The organism is Legionella stuttgartensis, assembly GCF_977063405.2.
In genome coordinates this window covers 126,687-149,876 of the sequence record NZ_CDRUHA020000082.1, presented here as the reverse complement: position 1 = coordinate 149,876, position 23,190 = coordinate 126,687, and the positions used below count along the sequence as shown (strand labels likewise).

The following is a 23,190-nucleotide window of genomic DNA, read 5'->3' as shown; positions in this document are numbered from 1 at the left end:
TCATTAATTGTAAATAATCGATGAAGGAAATTCCTCTTGAGACGGTGAAGAACGATCTTCTTTTTGTGGAGCATGATGGTTTATTGCACTTGATCGTTGTTTCTTAGAAAATAAACTATTTGCAGTCACTACGGTTCCAGTTTTTGAGGGAATTAGCTGCTTGGCGTCAGGCACTGATGGTGTCCTAGGTGTTTTTAATTCCTGGGCTGAAGGTACAACTTGGGTTTTAGGCTCTTGAGGAAGCTCAATAATCCTGTTCGATTCATGTAAGCCTGTGCTGCGAGTTCCTTTAGCCAAAATGACCTCATAAGATACATTATTGCGTTCAATCCATAATCTTAGGGCAGTTACAAAATCCCAAAAATCCTCTTTTTTACTCAAAGATAACAGGAATTCAGACAATTTTATAGGTAAACCAAAACGGTAATTTAATACGACTGGAAGTGTATATTTAACCGTAGAAGCGATTGCTGTTGGTGCTGTAGTTAATGATTTAACCGGTTTTGCGGATTCCACGATTTCTAAGATATAGAGTAAATCACTACGTATGTCAGGCCAAAACTCTTTGATCACGGGATCATTGACTGCATTTTTGGGGCCGTGGAACATGCTGGGTAGGAGATACTTTGTCGTTTTCTTAAAAAAACCAGGCGGCACAGGTTTAACTTGCTCTAAATCACTTTCAAGTACCTTAGTTAGGAATTTGAAAACCGTTGATAAAGGAATAAAGGGTTTAGCACCTGGAGGTGGTTTAAAATCAATAGGTATTCGCTGCATTAATCCTGCAAACACGACGTCAATGGCGAATCGTTTGGTGCGATCATAAATCACTAAAGGGTCAATAGGGATTGTATCTTTTGCTGAGCGGACTAATGGTAAAGTCATATGCGATGCAATATCAATATGGGCTAAGAGTAATAAATGGCGCAATGTCCTGAGGTATAGATATGGCGGCATACCTACAGTAGACTCAAGTGCATAATCCATTAAGGCTGAGGTTCCTGTATAAGATAACCCTAATGACAGAATGGATTCAGATTTCATCGCCTTATGTCGTTCACAGCGCTCTGGTGTTGCCATCCGTGTGATGTATTCACCATAAAAATAGATACCTAATATCCATGCAACTTGCTCCCCATAAGGAACAAATTTACTAATTGCCAGAAGTACTAGATCATTAAGAGCTAATGCTAAGGGTTCGCGAATGGAACCTTTAAATTTTCGCTTGTAATTGCAATCTTCTTCTTTTTCGCCGCAGAGTGTTGGCGGCTGTGGATTAAGTTTTCCTTTATGCTCGTTAAAAGCGGATGAACCAAATGCATCAAGGGTTAAAGTATGTACGACCAGTTTAGATGCTTGTCTATAAGTAAATCCCCATACTGCATAATTCATTAACGTTAAGGTAGGTACAACCATGTAAGTTGCCAACACTCCTGTGGGGTCTTCTGGGCGCAAATAATTATCAATGGTATTACTGGCATAATGTGCCCCGACAACCGGCAGGATATCTTGAACGAGTATATTTCCTCCTCCTTTGACGATTTTCATCACCGGGGGAGTGACTACTTCAGGAATTGTCTCGCGTAAAGCTAAGACTTGTTCGGCTACATAAAAGGCAGTATTTGCAGCATAACCTACGGTTTGCTTTATGGCGTTATTCCAAACCCATGTTGCCCCATCACCAAGCGACTTGGTTCCATCAACTACTGAAGTCCACCAGTTCATAGTATTGCTCTCCCTGCAACAACGAAATTTTATTGTATGAGTAAAATTTCAGAAATGCCAGTCTTTTTCGCATGAAGTGCAGGAACATTACATCTTGCTAACGATTCTATTAAAATTTTATATTGAATAAGACAATATGGATGATTTATGAGCCTTCAATTTGGCTACCAGATATCCCTTTTCACAGGAATGACAAAATCCTAAATTCATGAAAAAAATCTCTAAATTTAAGACAGATTCTTATCAGGATATTCACAAAGATCTTGAATGATACACGTTTTACATTGAGGGCGTCGTGCAGTACATACATAACGTCCATGTAAAACAAGCCAATGGTGTGCATCCTTTAAAAACTTAGGTTCAATGTTTTTTAGGAGTGCTTTTTCAACTGCTAAGGGAGTTTTTCCTTTGGCGAGCCCCGTACGATTCGCTACTCGGAATATGTGAGTGTCTACAGCTACAGTGGACTCACCAAAAGCGGTATTGAGGATCACATTAGCTGTTTTGCGACCGACTCCAGGCAAAGACTCTAATTCCTCACGTTTATTAGGGACGTCGCCATTATAGTTTTTGACCAGCAACGCACAGGTTTTCATAATATTTTGTGCTTTGCTGTTATAAAGGCCTATCGATTTTATATACTCTTTAAGTTTATCCAGTCCTAAGTCAAGAATCTCTTGAGGGGTGTTTGCTACTGGAAATAATTTAGCCGTGGCTTTATTCACTCCCACATCGGTTGCTTGTGCTGAAAGAATGACAGCAATTAATAATTCAAAAGAAGAGCGATAGGTCAACTCCGTAGTTGGATGTGGATTTTGCTCATGAAAACGTACAAAGATGTCGTGGCGCTGGAGTTTATTCATGATTTTTTTTCGCGTTTACACGTGCCAATGCTTGTTGAATATAGTCCTGCTTGGCTTGCTTGTCTTGAGTTTTATCCGCTTTTAATGCAAGTTGACGTTTTTCTCGATACGCTTGCTGTTTTTCATGTTCTTCACGTAACAAACGGGTTTGTTTGGTATTGTAACGTTTACGTGCTAAGTCCTTATCGTAGTTTACATTGGGTAAATTAACCATCTCAATACAATCTACGGGGCATGGGGCAACACATAACCCACAACCCGTACATTCATGGTTAATTACAGCGTGCATTAATTTGCCACTGCCAATAATTGCATCCACCGGACAGGCTTTAATGCATTTGGTGCAACCAATGCATTCTGCTTCACGAATCACTGCAACAGATGGTGCCCGTGTATTGGCCATGGCTTCTTCCAAATAAGGAGCGGGATCAACATTTAGCAATGCACCGAGCGCTTTGACGGTATCCACTCCTCCAGGAGGGCATTTATTGATCGCAGCAGTTCCTTGAGCCAGGGCCTCGGCATAGGGTAAGCAGCCAGGATAATTGCAATCGCCACATTGAGTTTGTGGCAAAAGTGCGTCAATTTCTTTAACTGAGGCCATTGTTCACCTGTTTGGATTGCTCCAGCATGGCTTGTATTTTTTCTTTTTCAACACGAACCATTAAGGGTTGGAATGTATTGATATTATGATTTAATAAAGGATCATCAATTGCTTCCCAAGTAAGAGGAGCGCAATTTAAAAACTCTTCTGCGGCGCTCGCCATCAGAGGCAATACGGGCTTTAAGTAGGTGATTAGGATCCGGAATAAATTAATCCCCATAGTACAAATGGCCTGTACCTCAGGTAAGCGTTCTTCTTCCTTAGCTAATACCCAGGGTTTATGGGTATCGATGTATTGATTCACTTTATCGGCACCATCCATAATGTGACGAATAGCACGAGCGTAATCGCGAGAAATAAAGGATTCGATAACTTCGGCACGCAGTTCAAGCAGCTCTGCATACAATTGTGGAGCACTTAAACTGCTGCTTAGTTGATTCGCAAATCGCTTATTGATAAAGCCGGCGCAACGACTGGCAATATTGACGATTTTGCCCACAAGATCGGCATTGATTCTGTTGGTGAAGTCCTCAAAATTTAAATCCAGATCATCAACACGACCATTCAACTTGGCTGCAAAATAATAGCGTAGATATTCTGGATGTAAATGTTCCAGATAGGTGCGTGCTTCAAGAAACGTTCCTCGAGACTTTGACATCTTTTGGCCATCAACGGTCAAAAAGCCGTGAGTATAAACTGCTGTAGGCATACGGTGACCACTGGCAGCGAGCATCGCCGGCCAAAACAGAGCATGAAAGTAAACGATGTCTTTGCCAACGAAATGGTATAACTCAGTGGTTGTGTCTTTATCCCAAAACTCAGCAAAAGAGACGCCCTGCTCATCGCAGTATTTTTTAAAACTCGCCATGTATCCAATAGGAGCATCAAGCCAGACATAGAAATATTTATCGGTGGTGCCAGGAATAGGAAACCCGAAATAAGGTGCATCACGTGAAATGTCCCATTGCTTTAATCCAGCAGCAAACCACTCATCTAATTTGTTGGCTACTTCAGCTTGCAGATGGCCACTTCGAGTCCATTCCTTTAATAGATGTTCATAACGAGGTAAGTCAAAGAAGTAATGCTCCGAATCTTTTTCTATAGGTTTGGCTCCGGAAATAGCAGAAACTGCATCCACTAGATCCGTTGGCGAGTAGGTTGCGCCGCAGACTTCGCAGTTATCGCCATACTGATCTTTAGCACCGCATTTGGGGCATGTTCCTTTAACGTAACGATCAGGTAAAAACATTTGCTTTACTGGATCATAAGCTTGACGTATGGTTCGTTTAATAATCGAACCGTTTGCCTGTAAGGCCTCGTATATTGCTTCAGCTAGGGTCTGGTTTTCTGGAGAGTGAGTAGTATGATAACAATCATAAGCAATCGCGAAAGCTTTGAAGTCACGTTCATGGCTTAGCTTGATTTCAGCAGTTAAATTTTCGGGCGTAATTCCCATTTGTTCTGCTTTTAACATAATCGGGGTGCCATGGGCATCATCACCACAGATACTGATGCACTCGATTCCTGACATCTTATGAGTGCGCACCCAAATATCCGTTTGAATATGCTCCACTAAATGTCCAAGATGTAAATGCCCATTTGCATAAGGTAAGGCGCTGGTAACCAGCATTTTACGTTGTTTCGCCATCGAGTAGATACCTGCTCATTGAAAATGACTGATTATAACGCATATGAATGATAAATGCTGTAGGTAACTAAGGTTCGGGTGAATGGCATTTAACTTGGAAAGGCTTCTAAACTTCTGAGTTAGATATATTTCTTTATGTGTTTTATAAACTAATTCATCAAAATGGAAAATAAAAACGCGGCCTAGGCCGCGTTTTTTAAATATTTACTTAATTTAGTGAAGATTAATTGATCAGAGAAGAAGTCTGATTTAGTGAAGGTGCATCTTCGTCTTTCTTCACAACTTTAGGAGATTGTATTGGAGACTGATGTTGCTGAGGAGCAAATGTAACAACATTTGTTGTAATTGTAGGTTCTTTAGCGCCTGAGGTTGACAAGATACTGAGTGGGTTGCCTTTGGGTTGAGTTACAGTATAAGTTAAGTCATCATCGCTTGTTGGCTCTTCATAATCGAATGAACTACCCTTTGTAGACTTGAACCCTTGCTCGTTCCCTGTTGTATAAGTGTCGTCTTCATCGTCTTGTGGATCTTCTTGTTTAGAAGTGGAACTTCTAAGATTTTTGCAGCACTTAGCCACCCAAGAAAAGAAATTACCAGCAGCAGCACCTATGTATGTAGCAGCTGAAACGGCAGCACCAGCTAATGCAGAAGCAAGACCGATTTGTGCAAGAGTATTAGCACCAGCGATACCTGCAATAGACAAACCGTAAACTGAGAAAGAAGCAACTGCAGTTAAAGCAGCAGGCCATAAGAATAAGGTCAATGCAACAGCACCAGCAGTAGCTAAAGTAAGCCAAGCAGCAGTAGTAATTGCTTTTTTATGTTCAGACAAGAAGTCAGAAATTGAACGGCCAACAAATTTAATCCCATCAGTTGCTAAACCTAGTAAACCACGGTGTTCTTCACCGTCTTCATCTGTGTATCCTAATACTAATTTAACCGAACCAGTAAAAGCATTAGCTGGTAAATAAGCAACGGCCTTCATAAATTCTTTAAATGTCATTATGTTACTCCAAGGTTATAAATCAGGGCGAATAATAGCAACGATTTTGCTATATGTGAATCAAAAATGTTCAATTTGTTGTAACAAAAGTGTAAAAAAATTTGATTTTTTTGTGTGAATAGTATAATAAATGCGCATATTTATTGTTAATAAAACCTTAAGGTTTATTTTTGACCACCCGAGGTGTTTATATTAAAAGTAATTAACACCCCTCATGGCAATTTATCTAGCAACGGAAGAGCAATATATGGTTGGATCATCAATACCCGCCCCAAGAAAACCGCGTCGTCTAAAGGTACAACTATCGCATTGGCCACATGCTTCGCCACTATCATTGGCCTGATAACACGAAACCGTTAAGCTGTAATCTACACCCAGACTTTCTCCAAGTTGAATGGTTTGTACCTTGCTTAAATGTTGTAGTGGCGCATGAATCGTAAAACGATCGCCCATTACTCCTGCTTTGGTTGCTAAATTGGCTAAATTTTGAAATACCTCAATAAATTCTGGACGGCAATCTGGATAATGAGAATAGTCAACAGAACTTGCACCAATAAATATTTCTCGCGCGCCTATCGATTCAGCAAAACCTAAAGCCATGGCTAGAAAAATGGTATTGCGGGCAGGAACATAGGTAACTGGGATATCAGTACCATCCTGGAAATCCGGTACTTCCAAAGTAGAATCGGTCAACGCTGAATTCCGGAATAATTCTGTATCTAAGGTGACAATCTGATGTTTTGCTACCTTATAGTGTTGTGCAATCCGTTGGGCTGCGAGTAATTCAGCAGAGTGTCTTTGCCCGTAAGAAAAACTAATCGCATAGCAGGAAAAACCTTTTGATGCCGCTAATGCCAGGCAAGTTGTTGAATCTAATCCACCAGATAATAGGACTACTGCTTTTTTTTTCATAATAGGTAAGGCTCCGTAGAATTACTTATTTTATATAGCCTCTCAACAAGTCTAGGCAACAAACGCGTCTGCCTTCTGAGCCAATCTGCAGAAGGTGGAGGAGTGTATTTTCCCGATTTGATTGAAAAGTTACCTTTTTTTAGATTAAAAATACTGTTAGAATGCGGCGATTATGCCATAACATGGAACTTTATGACGACTATTCTTTATCCCGTTATTCTTGCAGGAGGTTCTGGAACTCGTTTATGGCCTTTGTCTCGTAAAAATTATCCAAAACAATTTCTAGCCTTAAATGGTGAGTTATCCCTTCTGCAACAAACTGTAAAAAGAGCACAGAGCTTGACTAGTACTCATTCTCTTATTGTAAGTAATGATGCTCATTATTTTCTTTGCCAAGATCAATTGAATCAATTTACCCATTCAATGACGTACTTGCTGGAGCCTTGTGCACGTAATACAGCACCTGCAATTGCTTGTGCGGCTCATTATTTATCCGAGATAGCAGGTTCCGAGGCAATAATGTTGGTGCTTCCTTCGGATCATTGGATAGCGGATGATGAGGCATGGCAAGAAGCAATGTTAACAGGCGCACAATTTGCTGCAGAACACCATGCTTTGGTGACTTTTGGTATTCATCCAGATAGTCCTAAAACTGGATATGGTTACATTGAGGCAGGATTACCAATCGCGGAGAAGGTGCAACGCGTTTTAAGTTTCAGAGAAAAACCGGAGCTCGAGCTAGCAAAAGAATTTATTGCTGATGGAAATTATTTTTGGAATAGTGGCATGTTTGTTTGCCGTGCGGATGTCTATCTTCAAGAGTTAGCAGAATACCAACCTGATATTTATTATTTCAGTCAGCAAGCCGTATTAAACGCCAAGAATCATCATGATTATTTACGTCTCGATTTGGAGTCGTTCTCTCGTTGTGAGGCGGAGTCCATTGATTATGCGATTATGGAAAAAACGAATAAAGCAGCTGTTATCCCCGTGTCCATGCAATGGAGTGATTTAGGGTGTTGGTCTGCGGTAGCTGATGCTAATACTGCCGATCCAGATGGAAACACCGTCACTGGAAAAGTTGTTGCGCAAAAGAGTACGAATTGCCTGATTCATAGTACCGATATTTTGGTTACAGCTATTGGGGTACAAGATCAAATTATTGTTGCAACTCAAGATGCGGTTCTGGTCGCGGATAAGCAATATTCGCAGCAAGTTAAAGATTTAGTCAGTTCTTTAAGTAAAGATCATCATCAATTAACTCAAGATCATCAGCGCGTATCGCGTCCTTGGGGGTATTATGAGATTCTGGCTGAAGGTGCTTCTTTTAAAGTAAAACGACTGATGGTAAAACCTGGTGCTCGTTTATCGTTACAAATGCATCAGCATCGTGCCGAACATTGGGTTGTTGTTTCCGGCAAAGCAGAAGTAATCAATGACTCGCAAACGATTTATTTATCAGTAAATCAATCGACTTATATAGCGCAAAATACACTTCATCGTCTAAGTAACCCGGGTACTGAGCCTCTATATGTTATTGAGGTCCAAAGTGGTGCATATTTGGGAGAAGATGATATAAAACGGTTCGATGACATCTATGCACGTGATCTCTCCTAATGTTTGTTCCTATAAAATTGTACCCGGGTTCAGTAAAGCGCTACCCGGGTTTACTTAATAAAAACTCCCAGTTTATGTCTTGTTGCACCTAAGATTTGCTAAGAATCTCATTTTTAACCAAAATTTATCCTTTTTTACGAAAAATTTGGTTTCAATAGTGTAAATCAATGAATGCTCATCTTGTTTTTAAAATCAATATTATGTTATAAAAAAGAACATATAAATTTTTTTTTGCTGTGATCCAATGAATGAGTCGCCGAAATTCATGAGCACAGAGGTGACAGTATGGCAACGAGTAGCGCAATTCTTCAATCATTTCTTAGAGATGCCCTCAAAGATAAAAAGAAGCTTGCTGATTTAAGCTATGGGGACTTGCTTAATTACAACAGAGCTGAATGTGGTCTTATTGAGGTTTACTCTTTACCCGAAAAATTTTCTGATATTGAAGATTTGCCAACGCGTGATAATGAAATCGTTTGCAGTAATGCAATCATTTTATGTAACGATAAACTCTATTATGGTGATAAAAATAGTAACAGTATTCGCTTACTTGAACCCCCAAGAAAACCCCCAAAACCCCAAAAACCCCTAAAGCTTCTAAAACCAGAGTCTTTGGAAAAAAATACTCCTGCATATGAGGAATATATTAACACTGCTGAATACGTTCAGTATCGTAAAGAGTTGGAACTATATAATAAAAATATAGTTCAATATAATAAAGAGAAGGCTCAATACAATAAGCTAAAAAAGTCGTGCTCACTAAGCTATAAACGAGCAAGAGGAGAAGAGCTGGAATGGATCAAGACATTCACAGGTCGTGCCTTTACCGAATATCGCAGCAATGATTTCCTTTCTTCATTGAATTTCTATTTAGATATATTGGACAAAACTGATAGTGTTATGTTCGATTACATGAATGATCTCGAAAAAGAACAGAGGGCATTCGATCTGAAAATCACTCTTTTGTTGTTGTTAGCACAACAAAAGCATGAAATAGACTTTAAAAAGGTCGAAAATGTTAAGGAATATAACAAAAAGATTCAAAGGTGTTCGAATTTTCTTAAATTACTCGATCCTGTATATCAAGCACGAATTAAAGAATGTGAGGTGCAACAAGAAAGCTCTAATGATTCACCTGTAAAGTATATGGGCATTCCTGTAGCTCAATTGTTGGCGGAAGATATTGTTGATTTGTCCGGTGGTACTACAAAGTCGATTAAAAAGTACATGGGCAAATTGAACGAGAAGAGATTATATTGGGTATGGGGCTCAACGTTTTTAAAAACGGTAATTGGTTTAGTTCCCGAAGGTCGTTTTAATTCCAAACAAGCAGCTGAAGCAATCAAAACACCAGACCCCTATACGGGTAATCTAAGCTGGACTTTGTATTACGCTCGATTTTTCCTGGAGTTGGGTATATTACTCAGACATACGATAAAAGGTTCATGGATGGAAAAAGATGAAGCAGAAATGCCTTGGGAGGATCGTTTTCTAACTCAATGGGAACAAAGAAAATTTGATTTATTGAATGATTCCGTTTGGGGGACAGCGAATTTGGTTTGCTTCTTCTGGCTAACTGGCAAAGGTTCATTAGGTATGGCCGGAGATGCGGTTACTCTTGCTCTTTTAGTCTTTGATATTATTTTATCGGTATGGGCTTTTGAAGAGCAAAGAATAAAACATAATAAGGCGATGCTGCAGTATAATGAAGACATAGAGCGATTGGAAAAACAACTTCAAGCATATCAAGCAGTAGAAAAGGAAAAAAAAATACTTACTGTTGAAGAAAAAGCAGAAAAGCGCCAAATAGAGATGCAACTGCACACGTTGAAAAACGAAAAAGCCAGGTGCGAACGAGATTGGCGACTTCAAAAAATATCTTTAATTAATAATATTGCCTATGCTGTTGGTTTGATGTTGGCTTTTCTTGTCTTAACCATGCCATTTTTGCCTGTAGCCGCTCCAGTTTTAGCTTCTATGGCCATTGCCGGTGCTGTATTGTGTCTAGTGTTTACCATTATTAATAATGCAATCAAGGGTGGTATTGAACTGTATAAGACGCAAAAGACAATTCAAGAACAAAGGGATCAGGTAGCCCGTTTAACGCTGCAATTAAAACAAAATTACGATGATGATAAGGAAAGAAAATTTCTTTTCTTAGAAATTAAGCAATGCCAGGCAGAAACAGAATACCAAAAAAGGGTTAGGGTCTATCAAACAGCAAGTTTAGTACGTAGCATTTTAATTGAAGCGTTTATTCCTGCGATTGTTTTTGCCAGTTTAATGTTCGTGCCTTTGGGTATAGGAGTACCTGTGCTTCTTATTGCAGTGGCATTGGGAGTTGCATCAAACTATGCAGTGGATGCACTATTTAAACCCGAAGAAAAAGAAGAGCTAAAGTTTAATCCAGATGAATATAATAAGTTTTGTGAGGATATTTTTAAACCAGAAAATAGTTCTAAGTTCTTTAAAAAAGGTTCTGGAAAGAATAATGACGCACTAGAATTAGAGGAAATGGCATCGCTTCTAAACTAGATGTGGGTTTTCACGAAGTCCATACACGCGTTTTTAGGTTTATTTGGTGTTCGAAATGAACATCCTAAATAAAATTTTTTCATTAAGATTCAATATAGTTATAAGAAATAAAAAGACTGGCTTTCATTATCTTCTGCTGTATAATGTTTCGAAAGAAGCTGGCCGGAGTGTCTTAATGAAAAAGCTCACTATCCTGTTGTTGCTTGTTTTTTCTGTCAACGTTGTTGCTTCTATTGAGTTCGGTGATTCTTGCGATACACATGCAGGGATGTCCGATTCTTATGTTTTAGCGCTTAGCTCGCAGCCTGGTTTTTGTCAAACGTATGGATATGAAGCAGGTAAGCCAGAATGCATGCATCTATCTAAAGACTCCTATCAAGCAAAACATCTTACCCTACATGGTTTATGGCCCAATCAGAATGCCTGTGGCCAAAGTTATGGATATTGTGGGGTAGAGCAAAAATCCAAGCATTGTGCTTACCCCCCGCTTAGTTTGTCACCACAAGTTTCTGAACATTTAAAAAAAATGATGCCTAGTTACAATTATGGTAGCTGTTTGGAGCGCCATGAATGGAATAAGCATGGTAGTTGCCAAGTTTTATCCGCGGATGAGTATTTTTCGCTGGCGATGCGTTTGACTGAGTCCGTTGATAATTCTATTTTGGGACAATATCTAACGCAACATCAAGGACAAAAGGTATCCTTGACAGTCTTGCGCGACATGGTAACCCAAACATTTGGTAAAAATAATTCTGGAAAAGTTTATCTAGGTTGTAGGAATGGTATATTGGTTGATATTTATATTCAGCTGCCCGCATTAATTCCTTTCGATGAACCTTTAGAATCGTTAATCGATAATGCTCCTGACTCACAAGTTAATGATACTTGTCCTGCTAAGGTAATGCTTTCAAATTTTAATAAAGGTTCTTGGTTTTAAAATAGCCTGGGTGAAAGCCCAGGTTTGCTATGAACAAATTCCCGTCGCATCGCTTTACCCAGGCTACTTATGAAGTATTTATGCATTATAACTTGACCTTGCACATTGTTAGAACTTCCTCTAATGTAGAGGAATTATTGATATGGGAATGAAGTCTATGCAAAAGCGGTGTTACTTATTGATTCTTTTTGTATTTTTATTAACTGCTTGCGTGCATCATGCGCCAAAAAGTGAGGCTTTTTCTCCACCGCCGCAAGTACTTAAGACAAAACAAATTAGACGAGTAGCGGCTTTTAATCAGGTTAATGTTCAAGGACCAATTAATGTGAGCCTGCATACAGGTTATAAAGATCCCCAGGTGATTTTATCTGGTGACCCTCGCGATTTGGCAGCAGTAAAAGTAGAGGTTTCACAAAACACATTGTATTTAGCTATAGCGGGGAAAGGAAATTTAAATGGGCCAATATATGCTGATATACGGGGGCGATTTCTTAATCGCTTGATGGCTAATGGCACACCAATAATCACTGGCGATCAGATACGTACCAGCGTGTTGGATGTGTACTTGGTAAATACTGGAACTGTAAGATTAGGTGGAGCCATTGGCTTACGCGTTCTGGATATAAAAGGTAAAGGCCTCACCCAAATTGGTGGAATATCCAGCCCAGGTTTACGACTAAATTTAGAAGGGAGTCCCAAGGTACAACTTTCTGGAGTTGTTAATCTAGCTAATTTAGTCATGCAAGGAAATGCTTGGCTGAGTTTGTTTTGGGTTAAAACGGATACCTTGACTGTTCGTGCGAAGCAGAAAACCACTATTCAATTAGCTGGCGCCGTAAATAGGCTCGATGTTGAACTTTGGGGGAATGCACGATTTAAAGGTCGTTATTTACGGGCACAACGCAGCTTTGTGAAAACGCATGATCGCTCAGTTGCAGAAATTTCAGTGGCGAAACATCAGAGTAATTTAGCTACGGATGCCAGTGACATTTATTATTTTAATCTACCCACCACCCGCGCGGACTTTATGGCGTTTGATGGCTCTGTGTTGGATATGCGTGAGTGGAATCAATTCGAATTAAAAGATTTCAATCGGTATAATAAGCAATTCCCCTAGGTTTAATTTTCCCTCACCTCTGCCTCTCTCCGTAGCGGGAGAGGGGGCTTTAGCACGAGAATTTCCCTTCTCCCAACCAGGGAGAAGGTGCCCGTAAGTGGGGATGAAGGTATAGTTCGACGCTATCCTAACTCTCTCCCATCAACAGAAGAGAAGATTTTTCATTCAGATTAGATGAGGTGCGTTGATTAATACACTGAACAAGCTGATCCAAATCATTATCTAATGGCAAAACATGGGCTGAGTTTGCAAGCCAGTGTATTGTTGAATTGGGTACATGCGAGAACATTTGTTCTACTTCCTTTGAGGCAACAACAATATCATGAGCACCAAAAAAGAGATCAATTGGACAATTTGGTGTAATCCATCGATATTCGCGAATCATGGTGAACAGTTCAATAAGTACAGGAATGGGAATTCTGCGATAAGATAGTTCAGCATATTTATTGGTTGCCATATTACCCGCTACGCCTCGTAATTCGCAAAAGCCCAGCTTATTAAGTACCCGAAGAAGCTGCAGATTACGATAAATATTCATCTGTAATTTTAAAGCAGGAGCTAAAAGAAACATATGATTGAATGCAAAAGTTGCACTCAACTGGCATGCCAATATTCCGCCTAGGGATAATCCCAGGACATCCACTTTTTGATATTCTTTAAATAATTGTTCACATTCTTGGCTAGCACATTCAATCCAATCTGAAGCCTTGGTTTGTGCAAAAGCAGCGATGCTCTCTGCATGTCCAGGTAAGGCAGGACAAACTAAAGCATCATAATGATCTAATTGAGGAATTAAGTAGCGATAAACCGCGGGTGAAGAAGTAAACCCATGTAAAAGGAGCAACGCTCGATCTGTTTTTGTGCCTCGCCGTCTAATGGGTTCAAGAAGTTTATAATCTTCCATGTTTAAATCAAACAGTTGTTTGCCGCGACGCATGTAGCGAAAATCGTTAAGATTCATAGTAACATATCATTCCATATAGGTTGCATTTATTTTGCAAAATTATTGTAAATTATGGCTAAATACAATTCATCAAAGAACCGATCTTGATAAGATTAGTGTATCTGAAAATATTCGATCTACGCTATCTATTTAAAGGCAATGTTTATTACGATGTGCTATCTTTAACGTAATAGGGGTAGATACTACAGAGGTTAAGATTTATGAGTACTGGAAAAACTGAAAAAGAAAAGCCCAAACTGGAAGAAACCCAGACGGTTAGCGCTCCGCCTCCTAAGCCTGATGTTATTACTCCTGAAGTTAGTGAAGGCCCTAAGCCAAAACCAGATAAAGATGAAGACAAAAAAGCTCAGCCAGAGGAGTCTAAACCCCTTCAAGATACTAAAAAGAAGCCAACTGAGAGCAAAGAAAAGAACCCATACCTGGAATTGAATGAACAACTCAGCGAAATGGTTTCAGATGTCAATGGAAGTGTAAACAATGCTTTTAAAGCTGCAGGAGGAATGGCTTTAGATGCATTTTCCAAGACTGAGTTGGGACAAGCCTTAGGGGGTTTGAAAGATGCCTTAAATGAAAAGGCTGGAGAAATAAAAGATCAATTATTGGATAAGGCGGATGAAAAGTTGGATGATCTCAAAAGTACTAAAGCAGGGCAAGCAGCCCTTCAATTTAAAGATATGGTGAGTTCTATCCAAGACGCAATTAATTCAGGACTTGTGGACGCGATCAAAGGGGCGACGGCCAAGCTAAATGGTGATGGTGACGAAGATGTTGATGAGCTTGTTGAAAATCCAGATGAGGAGGATGAGGAACAAATGGAAATGGGTAGTCCGGAAAGTAGCACTTCCTCTGATTTAATGGCGGAATTTAATGAAGCCTTTGAAGGAATGGACTTTGATTCACTTATTGAAAAATCGCCTAGTCCTAGTCCAGAACTCACCGAGGAAGCAGATGCTTCTATGAGTATGAAGAAATAATTAACTCGGATAAACTTGCTTTTCCATGCCCTGGGTTTATTAAACCCAGGGAAGTCCATATTAATTTCTAGCCAAACAATTTATGCGGTAAACTTTCAATGCGTCCGGCTTGGGTTACTACTACATAATTTAATTTACGTTGTAGTTCGCTAATTGTGTCTGCCCCAGCGTAAGTCAGTCCTGATCTTAATCCGCCCACTATATCAGCGATGATCGCATCAGGATTTTCTTTATAGGGTACTTCAGTTGCAACCCCCTCGGCCGTTTTCCATTCATGCATTTGCCCTAAGAAGTTCTCTTGCGCCTCTTTAGATGCCATGCCTCGGTAACGTTTGACTTTAGTGCCATCTTGCTTTTGAATTACCTCACCAGGAGTTGGTGATGTACCTGCTAACATGCCACCTATCATCACAAAATCAGCACCAAAGGCTAATGCTTTGACGATGTCACCAGAGGTTCTGATGCCACCATCGGCAACAATAGAACGGTCCGAGCGTGAACAATCTTGAATACAGGTTAACATGGGGACACCAAATCCAGTTTTAATGCGAGTACTGCATACCGAACCACCGCCAATTCCCGCCTTAATGATGTCTGCCCCACATGAAGCAAGATAATCAGCTCCCGCATAGGTCGCAACGTTTCCCGCCATAATGCATCGATCCGCAAGCAAATGGCGTAAACTTTTTAGAGTTTTCCCCACATATTTGGCATGAGCATGGGCAACATCCACACAGAAGTAGTTAGCTCCTGCATCACGTAATGCTTCTGCTCGTTCTAACTCAGCTGTAGTGCAACCAATCGAAACAAATACGTTACTTTGGCATTTTTTGAATTCTTGAATGTTTTCTTCAATGGACATAAAACGGTGTAAGGCGCCCATAGCACCTTTAGAGCCCATGAAATTCGCCATAGAACTTTCAGTAATGGTATCCATATTGGAGCTAATTACAGGGAGTTCCAAGGATAATTTGCCCAGGCGATCGGTACTGGTTGTTTCTACAACTCTTCTAGATTCGTGGTGGTTGTATGAAGGAACAAGCAGAACGTCATCAAATGTGATGGCATGGTCAGTCATGGTAAATCCTTAAAGTGCATACTATAAATGTTCCGCTGCATAAAATGCAAGTCTAGAGCGTTCCCCACGAGTTAAACTCATATGTGCACTGTGTTCCCAGTGTTTAAACCGGTCTACTGCAAAAGTTAAACCAGAGGTAGTTTCACTCAAATAAGGGGTATCTATTTGTTTAATATCCCCAAGACAAATAATTTTCGATCCTGGGCCTGCACGGGTGACCAAAGTTTTTATTTGTTTTGGAGTTAGGTTTTGGGCTTCATCAATGATAATGTAGCGATTTAAAAAAGTACGGCCTCGCATGAAGTTCAGGGAGCGGATTTTAATTTTGTTTTGCAATAGATCTTGAGTTGCCCCACGCCCAAATGAACCGCCTACTTGTGTGCTGTGCAGAACTTCAAGGTTATCCATTAAAGCCCCCATCCACGGCGTCATCTTTTCTTCTTCCGTTCCAGGTAGGAAGCCGATATCTTCTCCTACAGGAATGGTCACGCGTGTCATAAGAATTTCAGTATAACGATTTTGATCGAGAACCTGAGTTAAACCCGCAGCAATCGTGAGTAGGGTTTTTCCGGTTCCAGCAGGGCCTTGTAAGCTTACAAAATCAATATCCGGATCCATGAGCAAGTTTAGAGAAAAATTTTGTTCACGATTTTTAGCATGAATTCCCCATACGGAATGCTTGGTGTAATCACGAACTAATTGAATCACTGCATGATCACTTTCAAGTTTTTTTACGATGGCTTGAAATTGATCGTCTTCTGTACTGATGCAATCATTGGGATTCCATTGATTGATTAAGGGCCCCGCTACTTTATAAAAAGTTTTTCCGCTTTCTTGCCATGACCCCATATCTTTAGCATGAGTATCCCAGAAATTATTATCAAGAATATGTAGTCCTCTATGTAACAGATTGACATCATCAAGTACTTGATCGCTGTAATAATCTTCCGCAAGAATCCCAAGTATTCCTGCTTTGATCCGCAAGTTAATGTCCTTTGATACAATAATTACCTGTTTTTTTCCGGTATATTTTTTTTGTAATCCTAAAGCGGTGGCAAGAATTGTATTATCTACTTTATGCCCTGGAAGCGTGGATGGAACAACCTGGTCGAACTCATCAGTCTGGAAAAATAACTTTCCACTGCACTTCTTTTTATCTGAGTTAAGATAGTTGGGTATAGCCAATCCGGAAACGATTTGTTCATGCGATGCGTTGCTCATGAGCTCTACCAACATGCGGTTGGTTTGTCGGACGTTGCGTGCGACTTCTGATGTACCCGTTTTATGACTGTCTAATTCCTCCAGAACGACCATGGGCAAATAGATATCATGCTCTTCAAAATGATAGATGGCTGTAGGATCATGCATTAAAATATTGGTATCAAGTACAAACAGCTTCCGACGGGTATTGCTATTATCCATAAATTCACCTTGTGATTAAAACGTGTAGATCGGGTTAAGGCAGCTTCACTGCCATGAAGTTAATAACATTGCCCTTATCCAAGACTATTGGCTTTTAACTTAATGGTAGTGAAGTTAGCCGTAACCCTACAATTATTTGCTTGCTTCCTTCATTCTGCTTAGGGGATGAGATTCAGTCAAGGATAAAATTGATGTAACTATTCACCAGGTTCACCACAAAGCCATATTTGGTGCATCTTGAACTATCTTCAGGCAACTCTGATTTTTCCTCTTAAGCATGCAAAAGGTGGTGCAACGATACAAATTTATTTTAATGCGCTAAGTACTTCGGCTACATGTCCTTTAACACTCACTTTGCGCCACTCTTTGATTAGTTTCCCCTGGGGATCAATGATAAATGTGCTGCGCTCAATACCACGAACTTGTTTACCATACATGGATTTCATTTTTATCACATCAAACAATTGGCACAATTGTTCATCAGGATCGCTAATCAATTCGAAAGGGAAGTTTTGTTTTGCTTTAAAATTCTCATGTGATTTCAAGCTGTCGCGGGAAATTCCAAAGATTTGGACCTTTAATGCTTGAAATTGAGGGTATGCATCCCGGAAATCTTGTCCTTCTGTAGTACATCCTGGGGTTGCATCTTTAGGATAAAAATAAAGGACTACAGTTTGTCCTTTATAATCACTTAGATGGACATTAAGCCCACTTGTTGCTGCGAATGCAAAATCGGGTACCGATTCGCCTACATTCATTAATCTCTCCCTGTTTTTTTCATTATCCGAGAACGGTCTCTTTCCCATTCCCGATCCTTAATGGTGTCGCGCTTATCATGCTCTTTTTTACCTTTGGCCAAGGCTATTTTTATCTTTATTTTATTTTTTTTCCAATATAAAGAAAGTGGCACTATGGTATAACCTTGACGTTCAACACTCCCGATGAGGTGATTGAGTTCTTTTTTATTTAATAATAACTTACGAGTACGTATTGGGTCAGGAATAGAATGAGTAGAGGCAGTTATGAGTGGTTGAATCTGGGCGCCCAGCAAATATGCTTCGTTGTTTTTGATAATGATGTGGGCATCCGACAAATTTATTTTACCTGCGCGCAAGCTTTTGACTTCCCAGCCTTCAAGCACTAGGCCGGCCTCGTATTGATCCTCAATAAAATAGTTAAAGCCTGCTTTTCGATTCAACACAATAGTTGAATCGGATTGTTTTTTGTTGGTCATATTTATTCTTTATTGCGATCGTGTTTGTAATCCAATGGTAATTGAGGATAAACCCGATTTAATTGATCATCAACCGCGACTCGGTTATCAAAAACAAAGCATTGTCCTTCCCAGAGCGATTCCTCTTTAGGCATTTGTTCAATGTAGTTGAGAATACCATCATGCAAATGATAGACATTTTCAAAGCCTAAATCCTTTAAATAAGCGGTGGATTTTTCACAGCGTATTCCACCGGTGCAAAACATGGCAATTTTTTTATCTTTTTTATCGAGCAACTGTTCACGCACGTATTGCGGAAAATCTCGAAAGTTTTCCGTTGTGGGATTAATAGCGTTTTTGAATGTGCCTAATTCAAATTCATAATCATTACGGGTATCGATTAACACGACGTTAGGGTCTTGAATTAATTCATTCCATTCCTGGGGACTAAGATAGGTCCCCACTATTTTCAATGGGTCAACATTTTTTATGCCCATAGTGACAATTTCTTTGCGAAGTTTAACTTTGGATTTTTCGAATGGGTTTTCTTCATCAAAAGTTTCTTTAAACTTTAAGTCTGCTAAGCGCTCATCTTGACGGATGAATTGATAAAAATGATCCATTTGCTCACGCGTGCCAGCAAAACTTCCATTGATCCCTTCAGAGGCTAATATAATAGTTCCCTTGATTTGGATTTCATGCATTTTCGCAAGCAAAGGTTGTCGCAACATTTCAAAATCTTCTAAGGAAACAAATTTATAAAATGAAGCAATCACGATTTTATTCATTGTACTACCTGAAATATAAACAAAAATATTTGGCAAAAATTAACATTTACACAGAATTTAATCAATAGGCTTCAATTAAATGCACCCTAGGTTACGTTTAAATATTAAGCAAAATTAATTAAATGCGTTGACAAAAACTAACCAGCGATCATACTGTTATATACCAAAGCTATCTGTGTTTTAATTCCGTTGGCTTTTTATAAGGAGATAATATGGCCTATTACAGTCGGAAGTTGCGGTGGTTCCTAATCCTTTGTTTATTTATACCCTTCATGAGCTTTGCTGCTACTCCAGTAAAATCGATGGTTGTTTTTGGCGACAGCTTGTCTGATACAGGAAATACCACTCATCTACTTAAAAGTTTGCGTCAGGAAGAAGACCCTGCTTTTTTAGTGGCACCGTTTAAAGTATTTGTGCTCAACAAAATGGTTGAGTTCGCGGATGAATATTATGTACCACAAATGGTTTTGGATTCAGGTATCGCCATTGTTACTGATTTTTTTGATAATCAATTAGCACCTTATATCGCCAGTTTGGTAAGCAAAGTCAAAATGGTGCCTGTATTACCCGGGAAACCCTATTGGAATGCACGTTTTTCTAATGGGCAGGTATGGAATGAATATTTAGCAAAAATGATATCCATTTCTGCAGATGATGAAGAAGTTTATTTAAATCGTGCGTTTGGGGGGAGTTGGACTGCAACTTATGATTATCAGTTAACAGTGTGGAATTTGATTCGTCATCCATTAGGAACAATCAAAAATCTGATTGTAGGTAAGTTGGTTCCACCCAGTCTTGGTTTAACTGTTCAGGCTTATTTGCTAGAACACCCAGCTTTAAGTGATGAAACGGTATTTTTCATCTTCTCAGGCAGTAATGATTACGTCAATGTCTTATTTTTTGAAGACAATTACAACACAGAAGTAATGAGCACGTATGTTGATAACGTCTTATCAGGTGCTGGTTCTGCTGTGATGAAATTGATGCAAGCTGGTGCGCGTCGATTTGTTATTATGGGACTGCCTCATATAGGTGATACTCCCCGCATGGTGCAAACCACAGATCGCGAGGTGTTGAATAACGCCATTGATATGCACAATGAGCGACTTCGAAATCGCATGGAGGAATGGGCAAAAATTTATCCTGATTCAAATTTCCTCTATATCGACATGGGAGATTATTTGGAACGCGCTTTAAAAAATCCGGAAAATTATGGATTTACTAACACCACTGAAGCGTGTATTGATGTGAAACTTCCTATGTATGATGCATTCCGTAGTTCGCCTTTTGCTAATAACTTCGTATTACGTTATGCGCAAGTGCTACAATATAGAGATGCAAGCTTTGCAGCAGGAGACAAAAACTATCAAGTATGTGATACTCCCGAGAGTTATTTATTCTGGGATGAAATTCATCCAAGTACTCGTGCTCATGGGTTGCTTGCCTTTGAGGTATGCAAGGCCATGAAGGACCATGGATATGATGTAACGTGTCAAAATCCTATAGAGTAAAAGGGAGTTGTTACGCGTTTTTTCTAGTGTGGCCTGGGTGAAGGCGCAGCCATTAACCCGGGTTTTCTTTTTGTAGAATTCCCGGATCAAGCTGTGCCTTCACTTAGCCTATAATTTTAATCGTTAACCTTAAGAGGATGAATTTTGCGACATCTTCCTCTGGAGCGGTTTTACTACACTGAACATGTTAGTGATTTATAAATGTTTATGGCATAATTGCCCTTTTTTTATTGATAAGTCGTTCGTGTGCGGTTGTTGAAACGAGGAGCCGGTTATGTGTGGGATTATTGGAGCTGTATCTGAAAGGGACATCAGTAAAATTTTACTGGAAGGGTTACGTCGTTTAGAGTATCGAGGTTATGATTCTGCTGGCATTGCAGTAATTGATAATAACGGACATTTAAATCGCGTACGAATCCAAGGTAAGGTGCAAAATTTAGCTGATGCCATGCAAGAAACAGCTGTCGCAGGTAATACAGGTATTGCTCATACGCGATGGGCCACCCACGGTAAGCCTTCAGAACAAAATGCACATCCTCATTTATCCCATGGAGAAATTGCATTAGTACATAATGGAATTATTGAAAATCATGAACATTTGCGCCGTGAATTAGCGGAGAGAGGGTATCAGTTTACTTCTGAAACAGATACAGAAGTGGCGGCTCATTTAATTCATTACTATTATCTTCAGAGCGAAAATTTGCTCCAAGCAGTACAAACCGCTGCCGCAGAAATGGAAGGGGCTTTCGCTTTAGGTGTTATTCATCAACAAAAATCCAGGGAACTTGTTGCTATTCGTAAAGGTAGCCCTCTCGTAGTCGGCATAGGAATCGGTGAGAATTTTATTGCTTCGGATGGATTGGCATTAAAATCTTTCGCACAATCAGTGACTTATTTGGAAGAAGGCGACAGCGCTTTGATTACCTCAAAAAGTATCGCAATTTATGACTCTTCTAAATCATTGGTCGAGCGTCCGCTACATCCTTTAACCAGTGATGCTGAGACTGTAAGTAAAGGACCTTATCGGCATTTTATGCTCAAGGAAATCTTTGAGCAATCTAAAGTGCTGACTGATACTTTGGAAGGTCGTGTAAATAGTCTGGAAGTACTTCGATCCAGTTTTGGAGAACGTGCCTCCCACATATTTCCTATGGTGAAGCAAGTCCATATAGTTGCTTGTGGTACCAGCTACCATGCCGGGATGATTGCCAAATATTGGGTAGAGTCATTGGCCGGGTTGCCAACCCAAGTTGAAATTGCCAGTGAATATCGTTATCGTGATGTGGTTGTTCCTAAAGATACTTTATTCATTACTGTTTCTCAGTCAGGTGAGACAGCAGATACTCTTGCTGCGTTACAAAAAGCAAAAGATATGGGGTATTTGGCTAGTTTGGCGATTTGTAATGTTGCCACAAGCACCTTGGTCAGAGAAGCTGATTGTGTTTTTCTAACACGTGCCGGAATTGAGATTGGCGTGGCATCTACTAAGGCATTTACTACTCAGTTGGCTGCTTTTTTGATGTTAGCAGCAGCGCTTTGTCATGATAATAGGGCAAACGAAGTATTAAAACAATTGCAGGAGCTGCCTGCATGTTGTGAACGTGCATTAAAAATGAATGAAGAAATTGAAGATCTAGCATCACTATTTGTTCATAAAGCACATGCCTTATTTTTAGGACGAGGTGTACAATACCCGGTTGCCTTAGAGGGAGCATTGAAATTAAAAGAAATTTCTTATATTCATGCTGAGGCATATCCCTCTGGAGAATTGAAACACGGTCCTTTAGCTTTGGTTGATGAAAACATGCCTGTTGTTGCGGTTGCTCCTAACGATGAGTTGTTGGATAAATTAAAATCCAATTTACACGAAGTGAGTGCCCGAGGTGGCCAGCTGTTTGTTTTTGTTGACGATTCCCAAAGTTGGCGAGCAAATGGGGCTCGTTTGATTCAGGTCCCTAGCTGTGGTTTATGGGTGGCTCCAATTATTTATACGATTCCTTTACAGCTGTTGGCTTATCATGTTGCCGTTGTTAAAGGGACTGATGTGGATCAGCCACGTAATCTTGCCAAATCTGTGACTGTTGAGTAATAATGTGGCGGTTTTTTAACTAGTCACCCTTGACCTTCTTCTCTAAAAATAGAGAGAGAGCGTAAGATAAGAACTTTAAGTTTATAGTAGGTAAAGTAGCACGTAACCAAGAGTATTTTTCCGAACTTGGGTACGTGTCGCGAAGCGTAATCCCGGTTACCAACTCCTTAAATATTTAGGGTGTAGTAAT

Annotated in this window: 19 protein-coding genes; 7 read left to right on the top strand and 12 right to left on the bottom strand. The window is 39.8% G+C overall.

What is annotated here, in order from left to right:
- Positions 1-3 precede the first annotated feature (3 nt).
- The 6 genes from ACWTEW_RS28525 to queC form a co-directional block, all read right to left on the bottom strand.
- Positions 4-1,725: a hypothetical protein gene (locus tag ACWTEW_RS28525; RefSeq protein ID WP_454781406.1), complete on the bottom strand. Its 1,722-nt coding sequence runs from the start codon at positions 1,723-1,725 to the stop codon at positions 4-6.
- 227 nt (positions 1,726-1,952) lie between these two features.
- Positions 1,953-2,588, bottom strand: coding sequence for an endonuclease III (gene nth / locus ACWTEW_RS28520; protein WP_454781405.1), 636 nt, complete (start codon positions 2,586-2,588; stop codon positions 1,953-1,955).
- Positions 2,581-3,192 (bottom strand): RnfABCDGE type electron transport complex subunit B, encoded by a 612-nt coding sequence (locus ACWTEW_RS28515; RefSeq protein ID WP_454781404.1) that lies wholly within the window; start codon positions 3,190-3,192, stop codon positions 2,581-2,583. The genes nth and ACWTEW_RS28515 overlap by 8 nt, the downstream gene beginning before the upstream one ends.
- The gene (metG, locus tag ACWTEW_RS28510; RefSeq protein ID WP_454781403.1) at positions 3,179-4,840 is read right to left on the bottom strand and encodes a methionine--tRNA ligase; all 1,662 of its coding nucleotides are present in this window, start codon (positions 4,838-4,840) and stop codon (positions 3,179-3,181) included. The genes ACWTEW_RS28515 and metG overlap by 14 nt, the downstream gene beginning before the upstream one ends.
- Before the next feature lie 223 nt (positions 4,841-5,063).
- Positions 5,064-5,843: a hypothetical protein gene (locus ACWTEW_RS28505; protein WP_454781402.1), complete on the bottom strand. Its 780-nt coding sequence runs from the start codon at positions 5,841-5,843 to the stop codon at positions 5,064-5,066.
- Between the two features lie 222 nt (positions 5,844-6,065).
- On the bottom strand, positions 6,066-6,755 hold the full coding sequence (queC, locus tag ACWTEW_RS28500) for a 7-cyano-7-deazaguanine synthase QueC (RefSeq protein ID WP_454781401.1): 690 nt from the start codon (positions 6,753-6,755) through the stop codon (positions 6,066-6,068).
- Between the two features lie 192 nt (positions 6,756-6,947).
- Between queC and ACWTEW_RS28495 the strand changes: the two genes are divergently transcribed.
- The 4 genes from ACWTEW_RS28495 (at position 6,948) to ACWTEW_RS28480 (ending at position 12,961) form a co-directional block, all read left to right on the top strand.
- Positions 6,948-8,372 (top strand): mannose-1-phosphate guanylyltransferase/mannose-6-phosphate isomerase, encoded by a 1,425-nt coding sequence (locus tag ACWTEW_RS28495; RefSeq protein WP_454781400.1) that lies wholly within the window; start codon positions 6,948-6,950, stop codon positions 8,370-8,372.
- A gap of 285 nt (positions 8,373-8,657) precedes the next feature.
- Complete coding sequence (locus ACWTEW_RS28490; protein WP_454781399.1) at positions 8,658-10,907, top strand: hypothetical protein; 2,250 nt, start codon at positions 8,658-8,660, stop codon at positions 10,905-10,907.
- Between the two features lie 175 nt (positions 10,908-11,082).
- Entirely contained in the window at positions 11,083-11,844 is a 762-nt protein-coding gene (locus ACWTEW_RS28485) for a ribonuclease T2 family protein (protein WP_454781398.1), read from the top strand.
- Between the two features lie 157 nt (positions 11,845-12,001).
- Entirely contained in the window at positions 12,002-12,961 is a 960-nt protein-coding gene (locus tag ACWTEW_RS28480; RefSeq protein WP_454781704.1) for a GIN domain-containing protein, read from the top strand.
- A 127-nt stretch (positions 12,962-13,088) separates the two neighbouring features.
- Here the strand turns inward: ACWTEW_RS28480 and ACWTEW_RS28475 are convergent, their stop codons facing one another.
- Positions 13,089-13,922, bottom strand: a complete 834-nt coding sequence (locus ACWTEW_RS28475; RefSeq protein ID WP_454781397.1) for an alpha/beta hydrolase — start codon at positions 13,920-13,922, stop codon at positions 13,089-13,091.
- A 203-nt stretch (positions 13,923-14,125) separates the two neighbouring features.
- Between ACWTEW_RS28475 and ACWTEW_RS28470 the strand changes: the two genes are divergently transcribed.
- The gene (locus tag ACWTEW_RS28470) at positions 14,126-14,899 is read left to right on the top strand and encodes a hypothetical protein (RefSeq protein ID WP_454781396.1); all 774 of its coding nucleotides are present in this window, start codon (positions 14,126-14,128) and stop codon (positions 14,897-14,899) included.
- Between the two features lie 67 nt (positions 14,900-14,966).
- On the opposite strand, the gene ACWTEW_RS28465 is transcribed toward ACWTEW_RS28470, so the two are convergent.
- The 5 genes from ACWTEW_RS28465 to trhO all read right to left on the bottom strand — a co-directional run bounded on the left by ACWTEW_RS28465 (position 14,967) and on the right by trhO (position 19,400).
- On the bottom strand, positions 14,967-15,977 hold the full coding sequence (locus tag ACWTEW_RS28465) for a guanosine monophosphate reductase (RefSeq protein ID WP_454781395.1): 1,011 nt from the start codon (positions 15,975-15,977) through the stop codon (positions 14,967-14,969).
- 21 nt (positions 15,978-15,998) lie between these two features.
- A complete protein-coding gene (locus ACWTEW_RS28460; RefSeq protein WP_454781394.1) occupies positions 15,999-17,399 on the bottom strand; it encodes a PhoH family protein in 1,401 nt (466 codons plus the stop codon).
- 305 nt (positions 17,400-17,704) lie between these two features.
- Positions 17,705-18,157, bottom strand: coding sequence for a peroxiredoxin (locus ACWTEW_RS28455; RefSeq protein WP_454781393.1), 453 nt, complete (start codon positions 18,155-18,157; stop codon positions 17,705-17,707).
- Positions 18,157-18,633: an SsrA-binding protein SmpB gene (gene smpB / locus ACWTEW_RS28450; protein WP_454781392.1), complete on the bottom strand. Its 477-nt coding sequence runs from the start codon at positions 18,631-18,633 to the stop codon at positions 18,157-18,159. The genes ACWTEW_RS28455 and smpB overlap by 1 nt, the downstream gene beginning before the upstream one ends.
- A 2-nt stretch (positions 18,634-18,635) precedes the next feature.
- A complete protein-coding gene (trhO, locus tag ACWTEW_RS28445; RefSeq protein ID WP_454781391.1) occupies positions 18,636-19,400 on the bottom strand; it encodes an oxygen-dependent tRNA uridine(34) hydroxylase TrhO in 765 nt (254 codons plus the stop codon).
- Between the two features lie 212 nt (positions 19,401-19,612).
- Between trhO and plaC the strand changes: the two genes are divergently transcribed.
- On the top strand, positions 19,613-20,911 hold the full coding sequence (gene plaC, locus ACWTEW_RS28440; protein ID WP_454781390.1) for a lysophospholipase/glycerophospholipid:cholesterol acyltransferase PlaC: 1,299 nt from the start codon (positions 19,613-19,615) through the stop codon (positions 20,909-20,911).
- A 274-nt stretch (positions 20,912-21,185) separates the two neighbouring features.
- The gene (glmS, locus tag ACWTEW_RS28435; protein WP_454781389.1) at positions 21,186-23,000 is read left to right on the top strand and encodes a glutamine--fructose-6-phosphate transaminase (isomerizing); all 1,815 of its coding nucleotides are present in this window, start codon (positions 21,186-21,188) and stop codon (positions 22,998-23,000) included.
- Positions 23,001-23,190: the final 190 nt, after the last annotated feature.